The 14,441-nt window shown below is 42.6% G+C and carries 16 protein-coding genes and 1 tRNA gene; 10 read left to right on the plus strand and 7 right to left on the minus strand.

The window, feature by feature from the left end:
* Positions 1-43: 43 nt before the first annotated feature.
* Positions 44-1,102 (minus strand): glycosyltransferase family 2 protein, encoded by a 1,059-nt coding sequence (locus NF859_RS08255; protein WP_252743812.1) that lies wholly within the window; start codon positions 1,100-1,102, stop codon positions 44-46.
* 98 nt (positions 1,103-1,200) lie between these two features.
* Here NF859_RS08255 and NF859_RS08260 point away from each other — a divergent pair, with 98 nt between their 5' ends.
* Entirely contained in the window at positions 1,201-1,497 is a 297-nt protein-coding gene (locus NF859_RS08260) for a hypothetical protein (RefSeq protein ID WP_252743813.1), read from the plus strand.
* Here the strand turns inward: NF859_RS08260 and lonB are convergent.
* Positions 1,494-4,748: an ATP-dependent protease LonB gene (lonB, locus tag NF859_RS08265; RefSeq protein WP_252743877.1), complete on the minus strand. Its 3,255-nt coding sequence runs from the start codon at positions 4,746-4,748 to the stop codon at positions 1,494-1,496. The two genes, NF859_RS08260 and lonB, sit on opposite strands and share 4 nt — an antisense overlap.
* A gap of 184 nt (positions 4,749-4,932) precedes the next feature.
* Here lonB and NF859_RS08270 point away from each other — a divergent pair, with 184 nt between their 5' ends.
* The 4 genes from NF859_RS08270 to NF859_RS08285 all read left to right on the plus strand — a co-directional run bounded on the left by NF859_RS08270 (position 4,933) and on the right by NF859_RS08285 (position 7,310).
* A complete protein-coding gene (locus tag NF859_RS08270) occupies positions 4,933-5,724 on the plus strand; it encodes a DUF2666 family protein (protein WP_252743814.1) in 792 nt (263 codons plus the stop codon).
* Between the two features lie 130 nt (positions 5,725-5,854).
* Positions 5,855-6,250 (plus strand): RidA family protein, encoded by a 396-nt coding sequence (locus NF859_RS08275; RefSeq protein WP_252743815.1) that lies wholly within the window; start codon positions 5,855-5,857, stop codon positions 6,248-6,250.
* 47 nt (positions 6,251-6,297) lie between these two features.
* On the plus strand, positions 6,298-6,639 hold the full coding sequence (locus NF859_RS08280; RefSeq protein ID WP_252743878.1) for a CidA/LrgA family protein: 342 nt from the start codon (positions 6,298-6,300) through the stop codon (positions 6,637-6,639).
* Entirely contained in the window at positions 6,636-7,310 is a 675-nt protein-coding gene (locus NF859_RS08285; protein WP_252743816.1) for a CidB/LrgB family autolysis modulator, read from the plus strand. The genes NF859_RS08280 and NF859_RS08285 overlap by 4 nt, the downstream gene beginning before the upstream one ends.
* On the opposite strand, the gene enfR is transcribed toward NF859_RS08285, so the two are convergent.
* Together enfR and NF859_RS08295 are read right to left on the minus strand one after the other, a co-directional pair.
* Complete coding sequence (gene enfR, locus NF859_RS08290; RefSeq protein WP_087035946.1) at positions 7,275-7,709, minus strand: transcriptional factor EnfR; 435 nt, start codon at positions 7,707-7,709, stop codon at positions 7,275-7,277. The genes NF859_RS08285 and enfR overlap by 36 nt on opposite strands.
* A gap of 48 nt (positions 7,710-7,757) precedes the next feature.
* On the minus strand, positions 7,758-8,789 hold the full coding sequence (locus NF859_RS08295) for a transglutaminase-like domain-containing protein (protein WP_252743817.1): 1,032 nt from the start codon (positions 8,787-8,789) through the stop codon (positions 7,758-7,760).
* A gap of 89 nt (positions 8,790-8,878) precedes the next feature.
* On the opposite strand from NF859_RS08295, the gene NF859_RS08300 reads away from it, so the two are divergent.
* Positions 8,879-9,064 (plus strand): hypothetical protein, encoded by a 186-nt coding sequence (locus NF859_RS08300; RefSeq protein WP_252743818.1) that lies wholly within the window; start codon positions 8,879-8,881, stop codon positions 9,062-9,064.
* A gap of 8 nt (positions 9,065-9,072) precedes the next feature.
* On the opposite strand, the gene NF859_RS08305 is transcribed toward NF859_RS08300, so the two are convergent.
* Positions 9,073-9,150: transfer RNA gene (locus NF859_RS08305), tRNA-Tyr, on the minus strand.
* 158 nt (positions 9,151-9,308) lie between these two features.
* On the opposite strand from NF859_RS08305, the gene NF859_RS08310 reads away from it, so the two are divergent.
* Together NF859_RS08310 and hisS are read left to right on the plus strand one after the other, a co-directional pair.
* The gene (locus NF859_RS08310; RefSeq protein ID WP_087035953.1) at positions 9,309-9,923 is read left to right on the plus strand and encodes a MarC family protein; all 615 of its coding nucleotides are present in this window, start codon (positions 9,309-9,311) and stop codon (positions 9,921-9,923) included.
* A 33-nt stretch (positions 9,924-9,956) separates the two neighbouring features.
* The gene (hisS, locus tag NF859_RS08315; RefSeq protein WP_252743879.1) at positions 9,957-11,261 is read left to right on the plus strand and encodes a histidine--tRNA ligase; all 1,305 of its coding nucleotides are present in this window, start codon (positions 9,957-9,959) and stop codon (positions 11,259-11,261) included.
* A 201-nt stretch (positions 11,262-11,462) separates the two neighbouring features.
* Here hisS and NF859_RS08320 read toward each other — a convergent pair whose 3' ends face one another.
* Positions 11,463-11,825, minus strand: a complete 363-nt coding sequence (locus tag NF859_RS08320) for a PadR family transcriptional regulator (RefSeq protein ID WP_252743819.1) — start codon at positions 11,823-11,825, stop codon at positions 11,463-11,465.
* Entirely contained in the window at positions 11,815-12,915 is a 1,101-nt protein-coding gene (locus tag NF859_RS08325) for a DUF3887 domain-containing protein (protein WP_252743820.1), read from the minus strand. The genes NF859_RS08320 and NF859_RS08325 overlap by 11 nt, the downstream gene beginning before the upstream one ends.
* Positions 12,916-12,999: 84 nt before the next feature.
* On the opposite strand from NF859_RS08325, the gene dph2 reads away from it, so the two are divergent.
* Together dph2 and NF859_RS08335 are read left to right on the plus strand one after the other, a co-directional pair.
* Positions 13,000-14,037 (plus strand): diphthamide biosynthesis enzyme Dph2, encoded by a 1,038-nt coding sequence (dph2, locus tag NF859_RS08330; protein WP_252743821.1) that lies wholly within the window; start codon positions 13,000-13,002, stop codon positions 14,035-14,037.
* 22 nt (positions 14,038-14,059) lie between these two features.
* Positions 14,060-14,434, plus strand: coding sequence for a hypothetical protein (locus NF859_RS08335; protein WP_252743822.1), 375 nt, complete (start codon positions 14,060-14,062; stop codon positions 14,432-14,434).
* The last annotated feature ends 7 nt before the right edge of the window (positions 14,435-14,441 follow it).

Consider the following 14,441-nt stretch of genomic DNA (forward strand, 5'->3'; position numbering starts at 1 on the left):
GAAACTTCAAGATTTAGGTTTAAAAACCTAAGGAGACTTCAGCTCAAATTTTCCCATTTAAATTCCCAAATAACATCCGGAGATATCCATAGATGTGGAGGAAAAGATAAAAGAGAGCCCAGAACCACAGAAATACTGGAAAGAGAAGAGCATTTAGAAGAGAACCCCCCTCAACAACCGTAGGGATAAGAAGGGTAAGCACCTCATAACTCAAGAACAGCAAGAGCAAATCAAAGTTTCCCGTTAAGAGCAGTAAAACCGGAACTAGTATATCAAGAAGGGCAACAAAGTCGCCCAAGAGAAGGAAGAAGATCTCCTTTTCTAATCCTCCTCCTAGATGCTTCAAATCGCCCAAAAACCACCTCTTTCTCTGCCTCCAAAGTTCTGGAAGTGTTTTCGGCATTCTCGTGTAGACCCTTGCCTTCGGGGCATAGAGAACCTTTCCAAGTTTTTTGAGTTCTTTTGTTGTTGCGTAGTCCTCAACCTCACTCTCTATAAATCCCCCAATCTGCTTTAAAGCTTCTCTTCTGAAGGCTGAGAGGGGACCGGGGGCAACACTTAAGTCTTCGAGTTCCTTAGCCCGTCTAAACATGGCAATTCTAAGGTGTTCAACGTCTTGAGCCCTCTCTAAAAAAGACTCTCCCAAAACCCTCACTTGACCACCTACCCCGACAACCTCTGGAGAGTAAAACCTCTCCACTAGAGATTTCAAAGCGTTTGGGGATAAAATAGAGTCCGCATCGGTGGTAACTATTATCTCCCCCTTTGCCTTCGAGAGTCCGAAGTTAAGAGCTCTTGCTTTCCCCTCATGGGTCTTCTTAAAAACCCTCACCCTCGGGTCTTTCAGGGAGGTAGCCTTCTCAAACGTATTATCCTCGCTACCATCATCAATTACAATAACCTCAAAATCCGGATAATCTTGGGAGAGGGCTGATTTTATAGACTCAGCAATGGTCTCCCCTTCATTATAAGCGGGGATCAATATGCTCACAAAAGGAACCCATCTTCGAGTTTTGTATGGCTCTAGAAGACTAAGGAGATAATTGATGAAAAAATATCCATCCCAAAGAAGGACTATAGCTAGGAGTATCTCAAGCAACATGATCTAAACTCCACATTCTGACTTTTAACTTTTTCAATGCCCAAAGTTGAGTAGAAAGCCATAAAAGCATCTCCCCAAAAATAGAAACCGGTGATAAGATGATCATCTCAAAACCGTGCACAACCATGAAAGGAGTAATAGTTCAGCCCTATTCGTGGGATAAAGAGGTTACCGTTGATTTAAAAAAGACTGCAGAGTGTCTGAAAGGGAGAGGTTACCAAGTGAAAAGCGTTATCCCCAAAATGATGGCGATAGCAGTAATAGACGGCTACGAAACGAGCATATATCCCAGTGGAAAAGTAATAGTAAAAGAACTCACAGACATCGAGATGGGGAAGGAAATAGCAAAAAAGATAATAGAATGTGCAGGGTTGTCAGAGCTTCTTGAAGATTAAGCGAGGGGCAATGCTCCCTTAATTCTTCTTATCAGGTCATCTTTCTTTTCTGAGTCCTCAAGGGCTATCTGGAGCACTTCATCAATTGTCTCAACAGGGATTATTTCGATCTTTTCAGCTTTGTCTGGACTTAAGAAGACATCCTTCTCGTTTGCCTTTGGAATTATAACCTGCTTTATTCCCGCTTCAATTGCCGCCTCTATTTTTGGCGTAACCCCACCAACGGGCAAAACTTCTCCCCTAACACTTAGCGAACCGGTCATAGCAACGCTCTGCTTTACGGGAACTTCTTCAAGGGCTGAAATAACTGCCGTTGCAACGCTTATGCTTGCGCTGTCACCTTCAACACCCTCATAGGTTTGGAGGAACTGAACGTGGATATCATATCTGCTAATGTCCTCTCCCTTGTAACGCTTTATTATAGCTGAAACGTTTTGGACTGCTTCCTTCGCTATTTCTCCAAGCTTACCAGTTACAATTATCTTACCTTCCTCTTTGCTTGCCGCTGGAGCGACTACGGCTTCAATGGGCAACACAATACCGCTCTGCTCTCCTATCACTGCAAGGCCATTCACCCTTCCTATTTCCCCTCCCTCGCTCTTGATAACTTGATATTCCTTCTTTCTCTCTATGTACCAATCTGCCAACTGCTTTTCAAGGGGCTTGGCGAGTTGTAATGCCTTTAGTACGTGTTCTCTAGTAACGTACTTAGCACCTTCTCTAACAGCTATATCACCAGCGGCTCTTATTATGCCTCCAAGGTCTCTAAGTCTCAAGGTAAGATGACCCTTTCTGCCTGCTCTCTTTTGGGCTTCTCTAACTATCTCTTCAACGGCATCCTTGGTAAAGTGAGGGATCTTGCCATCCTTAACAACCTCTTGGGCAACAAAACGTACGAGCTTTCTTCTGTTTTCAAGTGTATCGGGCATTGTGGTCCTCATATAAACTTCATAACCATACCCTCTTATTCTAGAACGCAAAGCAGGATGCATCTTATCAACTGTATCTAGGTTTCCTGCAGCAACCAAAATGAAATCACATGGCACTGGCTCTGTTCTCACCATGGCACCACTCGAAAGTTCGCTCTGTCCCGTTATGGGCATTTTCTTCTCCTGCATGGCAGTTAGCAAGCTCTGCTGCATTTTCAAACTAAGAGTAGCTATCTCGTCTATGAAGAGCACACCTTTATGTGCCCTGTGGATCATTCCGGGCTCAACTCTTTCGTGAGCTGGAGTGCCGAGACCTCCAGAGTTCTTAACAAATAGACCATTGGCAAGTAGATTTCCTGTCTCTGTAGTTACGTTGTAAGTAACCTCTACTTCCTCCCAGCTTTCGATGAAGTGCTTTCTCTGTCCCCTTTTAATCTTTTCAAAACGCTCCTTAAGCTCTCCAAACCTTTCGGCAAGGCTTGATTCTGGGACAGCCGCTAGGTATTTCTCAACTTCTCTAAGGAACTTTTCTCTCTTTGCTGGAGAAAGGCTTATCGGAATGAACTCAAGGAAGTTGAGTACATTGTCTACGGACTGGGACAATATAAGCCTCACCTTGTGTTTACCTCTCGCTTCATCCACTCTGACTTTCGCTTTAATCCCAAAGAAGCCTAGGTACCACACTAGTTCCTCAAAGAATGGGAGCTTCTTTTCAAGCTCATCGGTAAGCTGGGCTATTTCAAGACTTCCATTGAATTTTATGCCGTCTTTGTAACGAGCAAACCTCGGTACACTACCATCGCCGCTATAGAAACCATCCATGAAGGAGAGGAAGATCGATGGCTTAAGCTTGATCCACCACGGAAGCTCAAACTTGACTTTGGTCTTATTGCCAGCCGGTGCACCAAGTGCAACAAAGAACCTTATAATTTTTCTGTCCCATGTTCTAAAAAGAATGCTCTTCCCTCTGCTCTCGCGGTTCTCTTTAATCTCGTAATCGAAATCTCCAAAGAGCTCGCCAAGTGTTTTCACAAAAAGCTCAATGGCTTCCTTTTCGCTTGAAACAAAGCTCAGAGTATTGAGGTTTTTATCAATGCTTCCATCGCTAAAGAGAGCACCCAAAATCCTTGCTATCTTTTCGAGTCTGCTGTCTTCACTGTTTAATGGAAGTAAGTTGAGCTTTTCAAGCTCCTCTATCATTTTGAGTGAGTTTGGCTTTGCTCCCTGAGTCCACCAGCGAAGTGTACTCTCCTTGATACCAAGCTCCTTTGCAGCTTTCTTGTAACCATTACCAGTTTTTTCGTGATACTCTTTCCAGCGGAGGTAGGCTTTGAGTTTTTCTTCCTCATTATAGGTTTTAGCAACATCAAACTTGTCGAGGACTGTAATGGGTACCCTTATTATTTCGTCATCCTTGGTTATCTCTCCAGCTTCTTTAAGACCTCTTGCCGTGTACACTTTGTGTTCAGGTGTTAATGCAAGCCAGTAATCCTTTTCAAGGTTTACTATTTTTCTAAGCTTTTGCTTTCCTTCCCTTCTATTGACATAGAGAAGCTTTACAAATCCATCCTTTGCGAGTATTTTTACGTCCTCTCCCTGGAGATCCTTATAAACCACCCTAATCTTTCCGTCCATTCCTTCTCCAGAGGGCTCTTTGAGGGCACTATCAACGAACTCCCTAAGTTTGAACACTCTTTTCTCTTTGCCTTTTTCAATTACAATGCTTTCTTCGCCGCTAAAACATTGGAACGGGTCATGTCTAACGTCTCCAAGCAGAGCTCCAGCATGAGCTCCGGTTGCGTCAACAAATGGGGCTTTTCTTCTTCCACAGTTATCAACTAGGAGCTTCGGCACCAAAGCTTGATTTCTAAGCCTCATGTTCGATATTGCCATCAGTGAGACAATGAGCACGAAGACTCCAAAGAGCAAAGTTTGGGCTGAGCGGTCCATAAGAACTGCAAGCATGACTACAAAAAGCACAAAAAGCAGCAGGTATGACTTTATGTTTTCTTGCTCCTTTGCCTTTTGTCTATAACGCTCTACTATTTGTCTGCCTTGACATGCTGGTACGGTCTTTATTTTAGGCATATTTTCGTCTTCTGGGTTTGGAAAGACTAGAATATCCTCAAGATTTTCAGTTGGAAGAAGTTCCGCCATGGCCTGGCCTAACATGGATTTACCTGTACCTGGTTCGCCTATCAACAGTACGTGTCTTTTTTGCTTTGCTGCAGTTTTTATCACTTCAACAGCATGATCTTGACCGATGACCTGATCTATCAACTTTTCAGGAACTTTAATTTCCTCAGTAGTTTGAAAATCCATCCCTAATTCAAGTTCTTCACCATATGAGCGCTCTTTCTCAATGTTATTAATCTCCTCGCTCAAAATACCTCACCTCTCTCAAATTACGGTTGCTTGAGTGAGCTTATAAACTTTTTTTAAAGAAGATCGACAAGTTTAGAAAAGCTAAAATAATAGGAATCCAAAAAGATAAGGGGTGATGAAAATGAAAATTGAAGATCACATAGCTTTCACGGCAAACCACAAGAACTGGAAGGTCGGGGATAAGCTGCTAGCAATGGAAAAACACGAGATAGCCCACTTCCTTGCAAGTGTCTCAAACACTGTCACTCTGAAGATTCCCGAATATCTAACAGAGGTCATGAACGTTGCTGGAATAATGAGCCTAGCGGAGGAAATAGGAAAGAAAGAAGTCTGGGAAGCCTTAAAAACTTTAAAATCTCCAGGGACATCAAGAAAACTTAATCCGATGATATTCGAAGAGGACAAAAAGCTCAAAAAACTCCTTCTGGATGCCGCGAAAGCGTTGCTAGCAAGGGAAGCGCTCTCAAAGAAGTTCCCCGTCAGCTACCCGGAAGAGCCCATAAGGGAGCTTAGAACCACGCTCATGTATAATGAGGATCACATAAACTTCACCGCCAAGCATGGAAGCTGGATAGTCGTGAAAAGGCTTATAATAGACGATAAAACTCCAATGGCGGATGTTGCAAGGATCTTGGCAAGCATAAATGAAACAACTGTCGCAAAGATTCCCGTGTATGCCGAGATAGATTTGAAAGGAATAGAACAATGGTTTGGAGACATCAAAAAGGCTAAAAGTGAGAGTGAGATAAAAACACTCGTAGATAAGCTCCTCCACATCCCGATAGAGCATTATGCACCAAAAGAATTCGCAGAACATGCAAAAATCTATGCCCTAAGAACTGCCCTGCAGAAGATGGGGCTTTCAATTGACATCCCCTCAAAGTCCCTTGAAAAGTACCTCGAAAAGAGTTGAAAAAATAGAGGATGATGAGGCCGAGGACACCCGAGGGAAACGATGAGGACTCTTCGCTTCGCTGATTCTCTCTTCTTTTTCCGAAAAGTTTTTAATAACGATTGTATAATAAAATTTGGAGGTGACGGGAATGGTGAAGAGGAGTGTAATTTATACTGAAAATGCCCCAAAACCAATAGGGCCCTACAGCCAGGCAATTCTAGTCGAAAACCCCGACAAGATACTCTTCATCTCAGGACAGATTCCTATAGATCCAGAAACGGGAGAACTTGTTAAAGGCGACATAAAGGAGCAGGCAAGACAGGCAATAGAGAACTTAATAGCAATCCTAGAAGCTGCGGGAGCAACGGTAGATGATGTGGTAAAGGTTAACGTATACTTAGAGGACATAAAAGACTTCGAAGAGTTCAACAAGGTATATGAAGAATACTTTGGGCACTCAAAACCAGCTAGGGCAGTAGTAGAAGCAGGAAAACTGCCAAAGGGAGTCAAGGTAGAGATAGAAGCAATAGCAATCTTTGAGTGATTCGTTAGCTTTTTATCTTTCCGTATCCTAGTTTTTTTTTGATGCCTATGTACAAAGGGCTTACCATAATATTCGGTTTTCTCTTTATTGGAGAAATCCTGAGCGAAGTATTTAATCTCCCAATCCCTGGGAACGTTATCGGGATGATTCTGCTGACTTTTGCGCTCTTATTTAACGTTATAAAGCTGGAAGACGTTGAAAGGGAGGCAGAGTTCTTCATAAGAAATATGAGTGTGATGTTCATCCCGCCGGGAGTTGGAGTTATCTCCTACTGGGGACTTATAAAAAGTCAAGCAGTTCCAATTTTTGGAGCTTTGATCATAAGCTTTGCCCTAACATTGATTTTAACAGCTAAGTTCGTTGAACTTTTAAGAGGTGGGGAGAGATGAACGCCCTTGGAATTTTTTTAACGATTGCAGTTTTTTACCTCTTTTCAAAGCTTTATGAAAAGAAAAGAGCCTTTTATTTAAATCCCGTTATGCTTTCCATAATTGCAATAGCATCGATTTTACACCTGACTGGGATTAGCTACGAGACCTATATGGAGAGTGCCAAGATTTTAAGCTTCTTTCTAGGCCCAGCGGTGGTGAGCTTGGCAATCCCTCTCTATAAGCAGAGAGAAATAATAAAGGAGTACTCAAAGCAAATATTTGCAGGAATAGTATTTGGCGGGACATTAGCAATCCTAAGCGCATTTTATGCTGCAAAGCTTTTAGGAGGAAGTGAGAGCGTTCTTCTAAGCATCGCTCCCAAGAGCATTACAACGGCAATAGCTATTGGAGTTAGCGAGAAGATAGGGGGCATACCAGCCTTAACAGCAGTTCTTGTCATACTAACGGGAATATTTGGGAACGCCATCGGAATCGAGATGCTAAACGCTTTCAAAATAAAAGATAGAGTAGCTAGGGGGCTTGCTATGGGAGTTACTTCCCATGGACTAGGAACTGCAAGAATAATACTAGACGATGAACTTTCAGGAGCAGTCAGCGGACTTGCAATGGCACTAAACGGCGTTTTTACTTCCTTAATCCTTCCCTATCTCCTCAAGCTCCTCCAGTAAATGCTCACTCACTTTGAGCCTATCTTGAGTATCCAAAAATAGAACAAAGTCCTTTTTTGCTATTCTATCCTCTATTGGGGCATTGTCAACAAGGAAGGCTATGATTTCCGCGGTTGTGTATGGGACTTTTATCCCGACCTCGTCGGCTTTCTCAAAAAGCTTGTCCGGAACCCTAAATATGTCTTCCCCTTTTTTGACCTCAATGGCAACTTTGGAGTTTATCTGTTCCCAAAGTAGAAGAGTATTTTTGGCTTTTTCAATTTTTTCCAATGCACGTTTTTCGAGAATGCTTATGTTTGCTCTGCTCGTGCCCAAAATTTCGGCTATTTCGCTTTGTTTTAACCCTTTAGCTCTCAAACGCAGTATTCTGATCTGCTGTTCTGTAAGGAAGGTCTTCATTTTAAACACCATAGTTTAACTTGATTTCAAAGGTTAAAAGATTTTTGATCACCTCCTTGCCAAAACAAGCTCTACCTTAAGGTCGTCTCCTTCAGCCTTCACATCGACCCAGAAATAGCTATAATCCCCCAAATCCGCCAGAATTTCAGGGGTATCTTTTAAGTTAGAGTAAATATAGTCCACAAACTGCTCGTGGAACTCCGGATTATAATACATAGCAAAATTTGGAAAAGTCATTAACCACCTTTTTCCAGAGGAATATCCGATAGGTTTTCCAGATTTAAGGTTTTCGTCTTTTTTTAGATCTGGAAACTCACTTTCTATTCTCTCCATAATCCCAAATGCCAGCCTGTTGGCATCAAAGTTCGTGAAACTGTAGTCCTCTCCTAGGAAGTCCGATGGATAGAGAACCCTAATTTTCTCAACCTGTGCTCTATCGCCCCATAGAACTCGATAAAGAGTGGCATTTGAGATCGTCTTTCCTTCAACCTTCTTCCAGTGAAGGTAGTAACTCCCCAAGTCCATGACAGGAGGTTTCTGATCTAGAACGAAGAACTTTCCATTAATCTTTACTAAAGCCGCTGCATGGCCTGTTTCGCTGTTTTCGAAATTTATTTCAAGGGCGTAAGCTTCAGTGTAGTTCATTGCAAATAACAAGGCAAGCGTTAAAACTGTATAATCCGTACATATTCCCCTTCCAAGATTCACAGTTTCTGAAGGACTTTGGATCTTTGATCCTCCGCTTATCTCCACCTTTCCCGTTGGATAAGTGGTTATCTTTGCAGGTGGGAGGGCTGCTTTTTCAGAATCATATTTTATGTTCCTTTCCTCCCACTCGAGGATTTTCCACACATCCTCTCTTATCTCTCCCTCCTTTAGTTCATCTGCAATTGGAAGAAGGGCTTCTATTTCTTCTGGGGTTATTGTGCACTCTATGGCAGAGTCCAAGAAGTAATAATCAGCATCCTCACATGCCTCGGTAGGAGTATTATTGACGGTAGGGGATACCCGGGGGTAAAAGATACACCCGCTAATCATGGAGAGGAAAACTAGAACTATCGCAATTATCTTTGAGCCCATGATGATAAATGGCACCCTCTCCTTATACATCTTCCGCTTAGAGAAAAATTGAATAAAAGAGAAAGAGAAGGTACTTAAGGGGGAAGCCAATGGGAGAGTTGGAAAATAAAATCGCTGAGCTGCAGAAGAGAATAGAATTTATCGAGGAAAGGTTAGAAGCTTTAGATATCCTTGAGGGACGCATAAACTATATTGAACAGAGCTTAAAAGAAATTCTGCAGGACGTGGAGCTTTTGAGAATTGAACTTCAGAATATCAAGCAAAACCGCGCATAGAATTTTGGTGGTCCCGCGGCCCGGATTTGAACCGGGGACCTGCGGATCTACAGTCCGCCGCCACTCCCAGGCTAGGCTACCGCGGGACCCTACAGCCCAGCCCTCAATCACTACTCATCTTGAAGTGGTTTATAAATCTTTCTGTGATGCTCAGACAACCGAGCGTTAATCACCAATCATCCAGTGCCGGTTTCATCATTGCATAACTTTATAAACAGCATCTCTTGAAAACCTTTCGAGGCATATGATGGCTGAAGTTCTCAGCTCCGCATTGCTTATGATAATCATGATAGACCCGAGCGATAAAATACTTCTGGTTAGCTTACTTAGGGAAGATTTCCACATAGAGGACATAAAACAGCTCATAGTGAGAGCCAATCTAATAGGATTCCTTCTCCTAATTCTATTTGCCTTGGCAGGGAAGATAATACTCCAGGATATATTTCACATTGACCTGAATGCTTTAAGAGTTGCAGGAGGCTTTGTGCTTTTCAAAATAGGTCTTGAGGCATTAGAAGGCGGTGGAATGGTAACCCTCAAGAAAGAAAAGAACATCCTCGCCCTAGCGGCAGTTCCGGTTGCTACGCCTTTAATAGCAGGTCCAGCGGCAATCACAACTGCAATAACGCTAACGGCAGAGTACGGCATAGAAGTTTCTGCTTTGGCTATTATAATAGCCATATTAACCACAGCTCTCATAATGCTGATTACCCTCTACGCGGTCGAAAATATAAGCAAAACAACGCTCGGTGTGTTTATCAGGATAATTGGTCTCTTTACAATGGCCATTGGAGCTCAAATGATGGTGGAAGGTGTCGGAGGAATATTTCTAAAGCTCATGGCATCAACAACTTTTTAACTTCCTCTTTATTTCAATTGGTAGGTGAGAGATATGAATAGAATCCAGCGCGTTAAAGGGACGAGAGACTTGCTTCCAGAGGATATGGCAAAAAGAAGGTACGTATTTGAGAAAATAAGGGAAGTTTTTGAAGCTTATGGGTTTAAAGAGATACTCACGCCAACTTTCGAGTACACAAAGCTCTTTGAATTAAGGAGTGGAGAAGAAGTTGTTGAGCAGTTATACGCCTTTGAAGACAAAGGTGGTAGGAATATTTCCCTCAGGCCGGATTTAACTTCAAGCGTTGCGAGGCTCTTCGTTAATTCTTTCCAAACTGCGCCAAAACCGATAAGATGGTACTACATAGCAAACATGTTCCGTTATGAGGAACCGCAGAGCGGAAGGTTAAGGGAGTTCTGGCAAGCTGGGGTCGAGCTCATTGGATCCCCGAACATAGAGGCAGATGCTGAGGTTATCGCCCTTCTCATAGAGAGCTATCTCAACACTGGCTTGAGGGAATTCACGGTTAACATAGGGGATAGAGTCCTTTTGGATGAATTTGCAAAGATGCTTGGCGTGAAAGATGATATTGGGCTTATGAGGCTGATAGATAAAAAAGACAAGATGAGCAGAGAGGACTTCATAAAGAGCCTAAAAGAGTTTGGGCTCAGTGAAGAAGATATAGGGAAGGTCTTCGCTCTGATAGAACTGAAGGGCAAGCCCGATGATGTTTTACCAAAAGCGTATGAGCTTTTTGAAAGTGAGATCGCAGTAGAAGAACTGAAGAAGATCGAAGAGCTCTTTGAACTGTTAAAAGCCTATGGTGTTGAGGATTATGCGTTGATAGACTTTGGGATAGCCAGGGGGTTTGACTACTACACCAGCATAGTCTTTGAGGCAATAGCCCCCAATGATCTTGGTATAGGATCGATAGGTGGTGGGGGAAGGTATGACAACTTAATTGAGGTTTTTGGAGGAAAGCCAACCCCAGCAACGGGCTTTGCAATCGGAATAGAGAGGTTAATACCAATCTTGGAGAGCAAAGGACTTTTACCAGAGTTTAAAGTCGGAAGCGATGTCTTTGTTGCGTACATAGGAAAGGAAATTGAGATAAAGAAAAAGGCTATAGAAGTAACCCAGATGCTGAGAAGGGCAAAGATAAGGGCAGAGTACGATATCCAGGGAAGAAAGCTCAGTAAGGCACTTGACTACGCCAACAGCATAGGGGCAAAAGTTGTGATAATCCTCGGAAAGAGAGATCTAGCCGAAGGAAAAGTTACAATAAGGGACATGGAAAGCGGAGAGCAGAGAACAGTCCCTATAGAGAATACCGTAGAAGAAGTGAAAAAGATGTTGTGATGAGCAAACCCGTCGCTGAAGGGTGATGAAAGGATCGACTAGCTGACCCTTTTCCTTACTTCAAATTTGTTTTTCTTTCTCTCAAGGCGCCATTTTTCTATTGCTCTAACAAAGGGACATTTTGCTTTCCATTGATTAAAGAGTTTCCTCAGCATTTTGAATCACCAACAAAAGTTCCTGAAAGGGGGTTTAAAAGAGATTTTATGAAACAAAATTCAAAAATCTTTTTTCGAGCACCTCTCTCATCAGTTCGATTTCTTTTCTCAGCTCTTCAAGAACCTCTTTTCCCGTTTGAGTTATCTCGTAATACTTTCTTGCCCTTCCTCCGACTTCCATCCATTCCCCTCGTATAAGCTTATACTTCTCAAGGGTTTTGAGAATTCCATAGAGAGTGCTCTCGCCCGGCACAAACTTTCCATCGCTTAGGTCTTCAAGGGCTTTTCTCAAGGCATAACCGTGAGTTTTCTCGTTTTTTAAGAGAGAAAGCACCAAATAAGCATATATTCCAGTTCTGATTTCCTTCCTGAATTTTTCTAATGCTTTCTTCTTTGGATCACCAAACAATCCTATCTTCCTCCCTCTCCTCCTTCACTTTCGGCAAACCATAACGGAGCAGGAAAAGTGAAACTGCTAAGAGGAGCACATAAGTTATAGCCAAAACTACTGTGGAGGGGCGGAATTGATAATATGCAGCAAAGGTGTCTATTATGCCATGGATAACACTCAAACTCAGTAGGGCTTTCTTCCCAAAGCCGTTCTTGTATGCGTAAGCCAAAACCACAGTTGTTCCGGCATGGAAAAGAGTAGCCAAGTAGCGTTCAAGCATGGAAACAAGAGCTGTTGTAAGCTTCGGAGTAATTCCGCCCAGTGTAGCGAGCTGGATAGCCTGTAAAGCGGGAACTAATATTGCTTCACCAAGCCCAAAGCCAATGCCGATGAAAAGGGCTTCATTAAGATACTTCCCCTTCGAAAGCCCATATTTCAAACTCTCCTGGAAAAATCCAGCAACAAATCCAAGCCATATTGAGGCAAAAACTACAAAGACAGTCCCTTTAGCAGCTATCTCTGAGTTCGACCTTATGCCCACTGCCAAAAATGGAGCATTCTGGATTAGGGGTTGAATACCAAGGGTTATTGCAACCAGTATGATGCCTAAAATTATCTCTGCAACACCTATCCTCCTAAACCCCAATAGATAGAATGTAAATAAAGCCAAAAAGCCTCCCAGAACTGGGAAGAATAATGCAACCCCCAAAGGAATACCAGTCTCCTTTGAGTTTACCGCATCAATCCATATGCCGGAAAGCAGGTATTCGCCATTTACCTCCCTAAAGACCAGCCTCAAGGTAACATTTGCCTTCTCAAATTCAAAGTTATAGTAGCCGAGAATAAAGCCCGAAGTTTTGCCTTCTTTAACAAAGCTGTAGCTCCTAGGCTCCCCGTATTTTGAGATTAGATCATCCCTAAATGCTCTGAACTTTTCCTCATTAAAAGCGACTTTCATTGCATCATCGAGGTAAGGCTGCAAAATAGAGTAGTCACCACTTTTTAATGCTTCAAAAGTTGCCTCTGCGGCTTTATCGTAAGGTCTCTCTGCTGAGATAAGAGAAGTACCAACAATCAGGAATACCAAGAGTACTATTATTTTTTTCATTTTCATCACCATACCTCGAAGTTCGAGGTATTGTTAGAGCCAAATCTTTAAAAGAATTTCGTTTTTGAATGGAATGGTGACCACATGTACGAACTTCACGAGCGAGAAGTTTTGGAAAAGCTGAGAGAATTGGATGCAAAGAAGGTTTTAATACAAACTCCAGAAGGCCTCAAGAGAGAGGCACAGTTTTTAGCAGAGTTTCTTGAAGAAAATGGAATAGAGAGCTTAATAAGTGGAGATATAAATTATGGTGCCTGTGATCCAGCCGATAGAGAGGCAAAGATGCTTGGATGTGATGCACTAATTCATCTCGGGCATTCATACATGGTGCTTAATCTCGAAGTCCCCACAATCTTCATTCCCGCTTTTGCAAAAGTAGATGTAATCAAAGCATTGTCCAAAAACATGTCCGAGATAAGAAAGCTCGGAAAAAGAATAGCCTTGGTTACAACAGTTCAACACATAAAGGACTTAAACAAAGCAAAGGAATTTCTTGAAAATGAGGGATTTGAGGTAAGAATTGGCAGGGGAGATGGAAGGGTCTCCTTCCCAGGCCAGGTTTTGGGGTGTAATTTCTCCGCGGCAAAAGTAGAGGCAGAGGGCATTCTTTTTATTGGAGCTGGCTACTTTCACCCCATTGGCGTTGCTTTAGCCACAAAAAAGCCAACCCTTGCAATAAACCCATACAGCGGCGATGCGATATGGATGGATAAAGAGGCAGAGAGGTGGATAAGAAAACGCTGGGCGCAGATAGCTAAAGCCTACGATGCAGAGAAGTTTGGAGTAATAACAAGCACCAAGAAAGGCCAACTAAGACTTGGGGAAGCCAGAAGAATTGTAAAACTTCTAAAAGAGCATGGAAAAAAGGCTCAGCTGATAGTTATGAACCATATAAGCTACCAAGCTTTGGAAGGATTTGACTTTGATGCATATGTAGTTGTGGCATGTCCTAGAGTGCCTATAGACGATGTTGAGAATTGGAGAAAGCCAGTGCTTACCCCGAGAGAGCTTGAGATTCTGCTCGGACTGAGAGAAGATTACGAGTTCGATGAAATCATAGGAGGAAAAAGAGAGCGGGATGAACCTATGGGGATAAGCCTCAAGCTTCCAAAGTCTTTATAAGTCCCATTCCCAATTTTCTCTCATGCAACTTGTGGATATCATCATCTATCCCATCTTTGTAGTTCTTTACTACCTCTTCCTGAAAACGGCATTAGAGGTTTTTACATACAAAGAGCTGAAAAGCTATTCGATCTTGGCAATATCCATTGTGGGAGTTGGAGTTTCCATGGGATTAGATCTTTTTCTCGGGGTTTTAGTGCTTTTTACAGTTTTAAAGTTGCTGAAGCTGAATTTGAGAGAGGCCCTCGTTGTAACGTTTGCGGCAGAGTTTGGGTTCTTTCTAGGGGTAGTCGTGGTAATGTTTATATTAACCACAGCGGGGACAATTTTTGGAATAGAAGGCCTTGAGTTCAACATGACGTGGGAAGAACTCTTCCACTATATTGCAAGCTCATAGGTGGTAG

The organism is Thermococcus alcaliphilus (genome assembly GCF_024054535.1).
In the GTDB taxonomy this organism is placed as follows: Archaea; Methanobacteriota_B; Thermococci; order Thermococcales; family Thermococcaceae; genus Thermococcus_A; species Thermococcus_A alcaliphilus.

What these genes read in the sequence shown, in the direction of transcription:
- NF859_RS08255 (WP_252743812.1), bottom strand. Translation starts at nt 1,102, where the DNA reads ATGTTGCTTGAGATACTCCTAGCTATAGTCCTTCTTTGGGATGGATAT.
- NF859_RS08295 (WP_252743817.1), bottom strand. Translation starts at nt 8,789, where the DNA reads ATGGGCTCAAAGATAATTGCGATAGTTCTAGTTTTCCTCTCCATGATT.
- NF859_RS08325 (WP_252743820.1), bottom strand. Translation starts at nt 12,915, where the DNA reads ATGAAAAAAATAATAGTACTCTTGGTATTCCTGATTGTTGGTACTTCT.
- NF859_RS08260 (WP_252743813.1), top strand. Translation starts at nt 1,201, where the DNA reads ATGATCATCTCAAAACCGTGCACAACCATGAAAGGAGTAATAGTTCAG.
- NF859_RS08285 (WP_252743816.1), top strand. Translation starts at nt 6,636, where the DNA reads ATGAACGCCCTTGGAATTTTTTTAACGATTGCAGTTTTTTACCTCTTT.
- dph2 (WP_252743821.1), top strand. Translation starts at nt 13,000, where the DNA reads ATGTACGAACTTCACGAGCGAGAAGTTTTGGAAAAGCTGAGAGAATTG.
- NF859_RS08270 (WP_252743814.1), top strand. Translation starts at nt 4,933, where the DNA reads ATGAAAATTGAAGATCACATAGCTTTCACGGCAAACCACAAGAACTGG.
- lonB (WP_252743877.1), bottom strand. Translation starts at nt 4,748, where the DNA reads ATGGATTTTCAAACTACTGAGGAAATTAAAGTTCCTGAAAAGTTGATA.
- NF859_RS08310 (WP_087035953.1), top strand. Translation starts at nt 9,309, where the DNA reads ATGATGGCTGAAGTTCTCAGCTCCGCATTGCTTATGATAATCATGATA.
- NF859_RS08335 (WP_252743822.1), top strand. Translation starts at nt 14,060, where the DNA reads ATGCAACTTGTGGATATCATCATCTATCCCATCTTTGTAGTTCTTTAC.
- NF859_RS08275 (WP_252743815.1), top strand. Translation starts at nt 5,855, where the DNA reads ATGGTGAAGAGGAGTGTAATTTATACTGAAAATGCCCCAAAACCAATA.
- hisS (WP_252743879.1), top strand. Translation starts at nt 9,957, where the DNA reads ATGAATAGAATCCAGCGCGTTAAAGGGACGAGAGACTTGCTTCCAGAG.
- enfR (WP_087035946.1), bottom strand. Translation starts at nt 7,709, where the DNA reads ATGAAGACCTTCCTTACAGAACAGCAGATCAGAATACTGCGTTTGAGA.
- NF859_RS08280 (WP_252743878.1), top strand. Translation starts at nt 6,298, where the DNA reads ATGTACAAAGGGCTTACCATAATATTCGGTTTTCTCTTTATTGGAGAA.
- NF859_RS08300 (WP_252743818.1), top strand. Translation starts at nt 8,879, where the DNA reads ATGGGAGAGTTGGAAAATAAAATCGCTGAGCTGCAGAAGAGAATAGAA.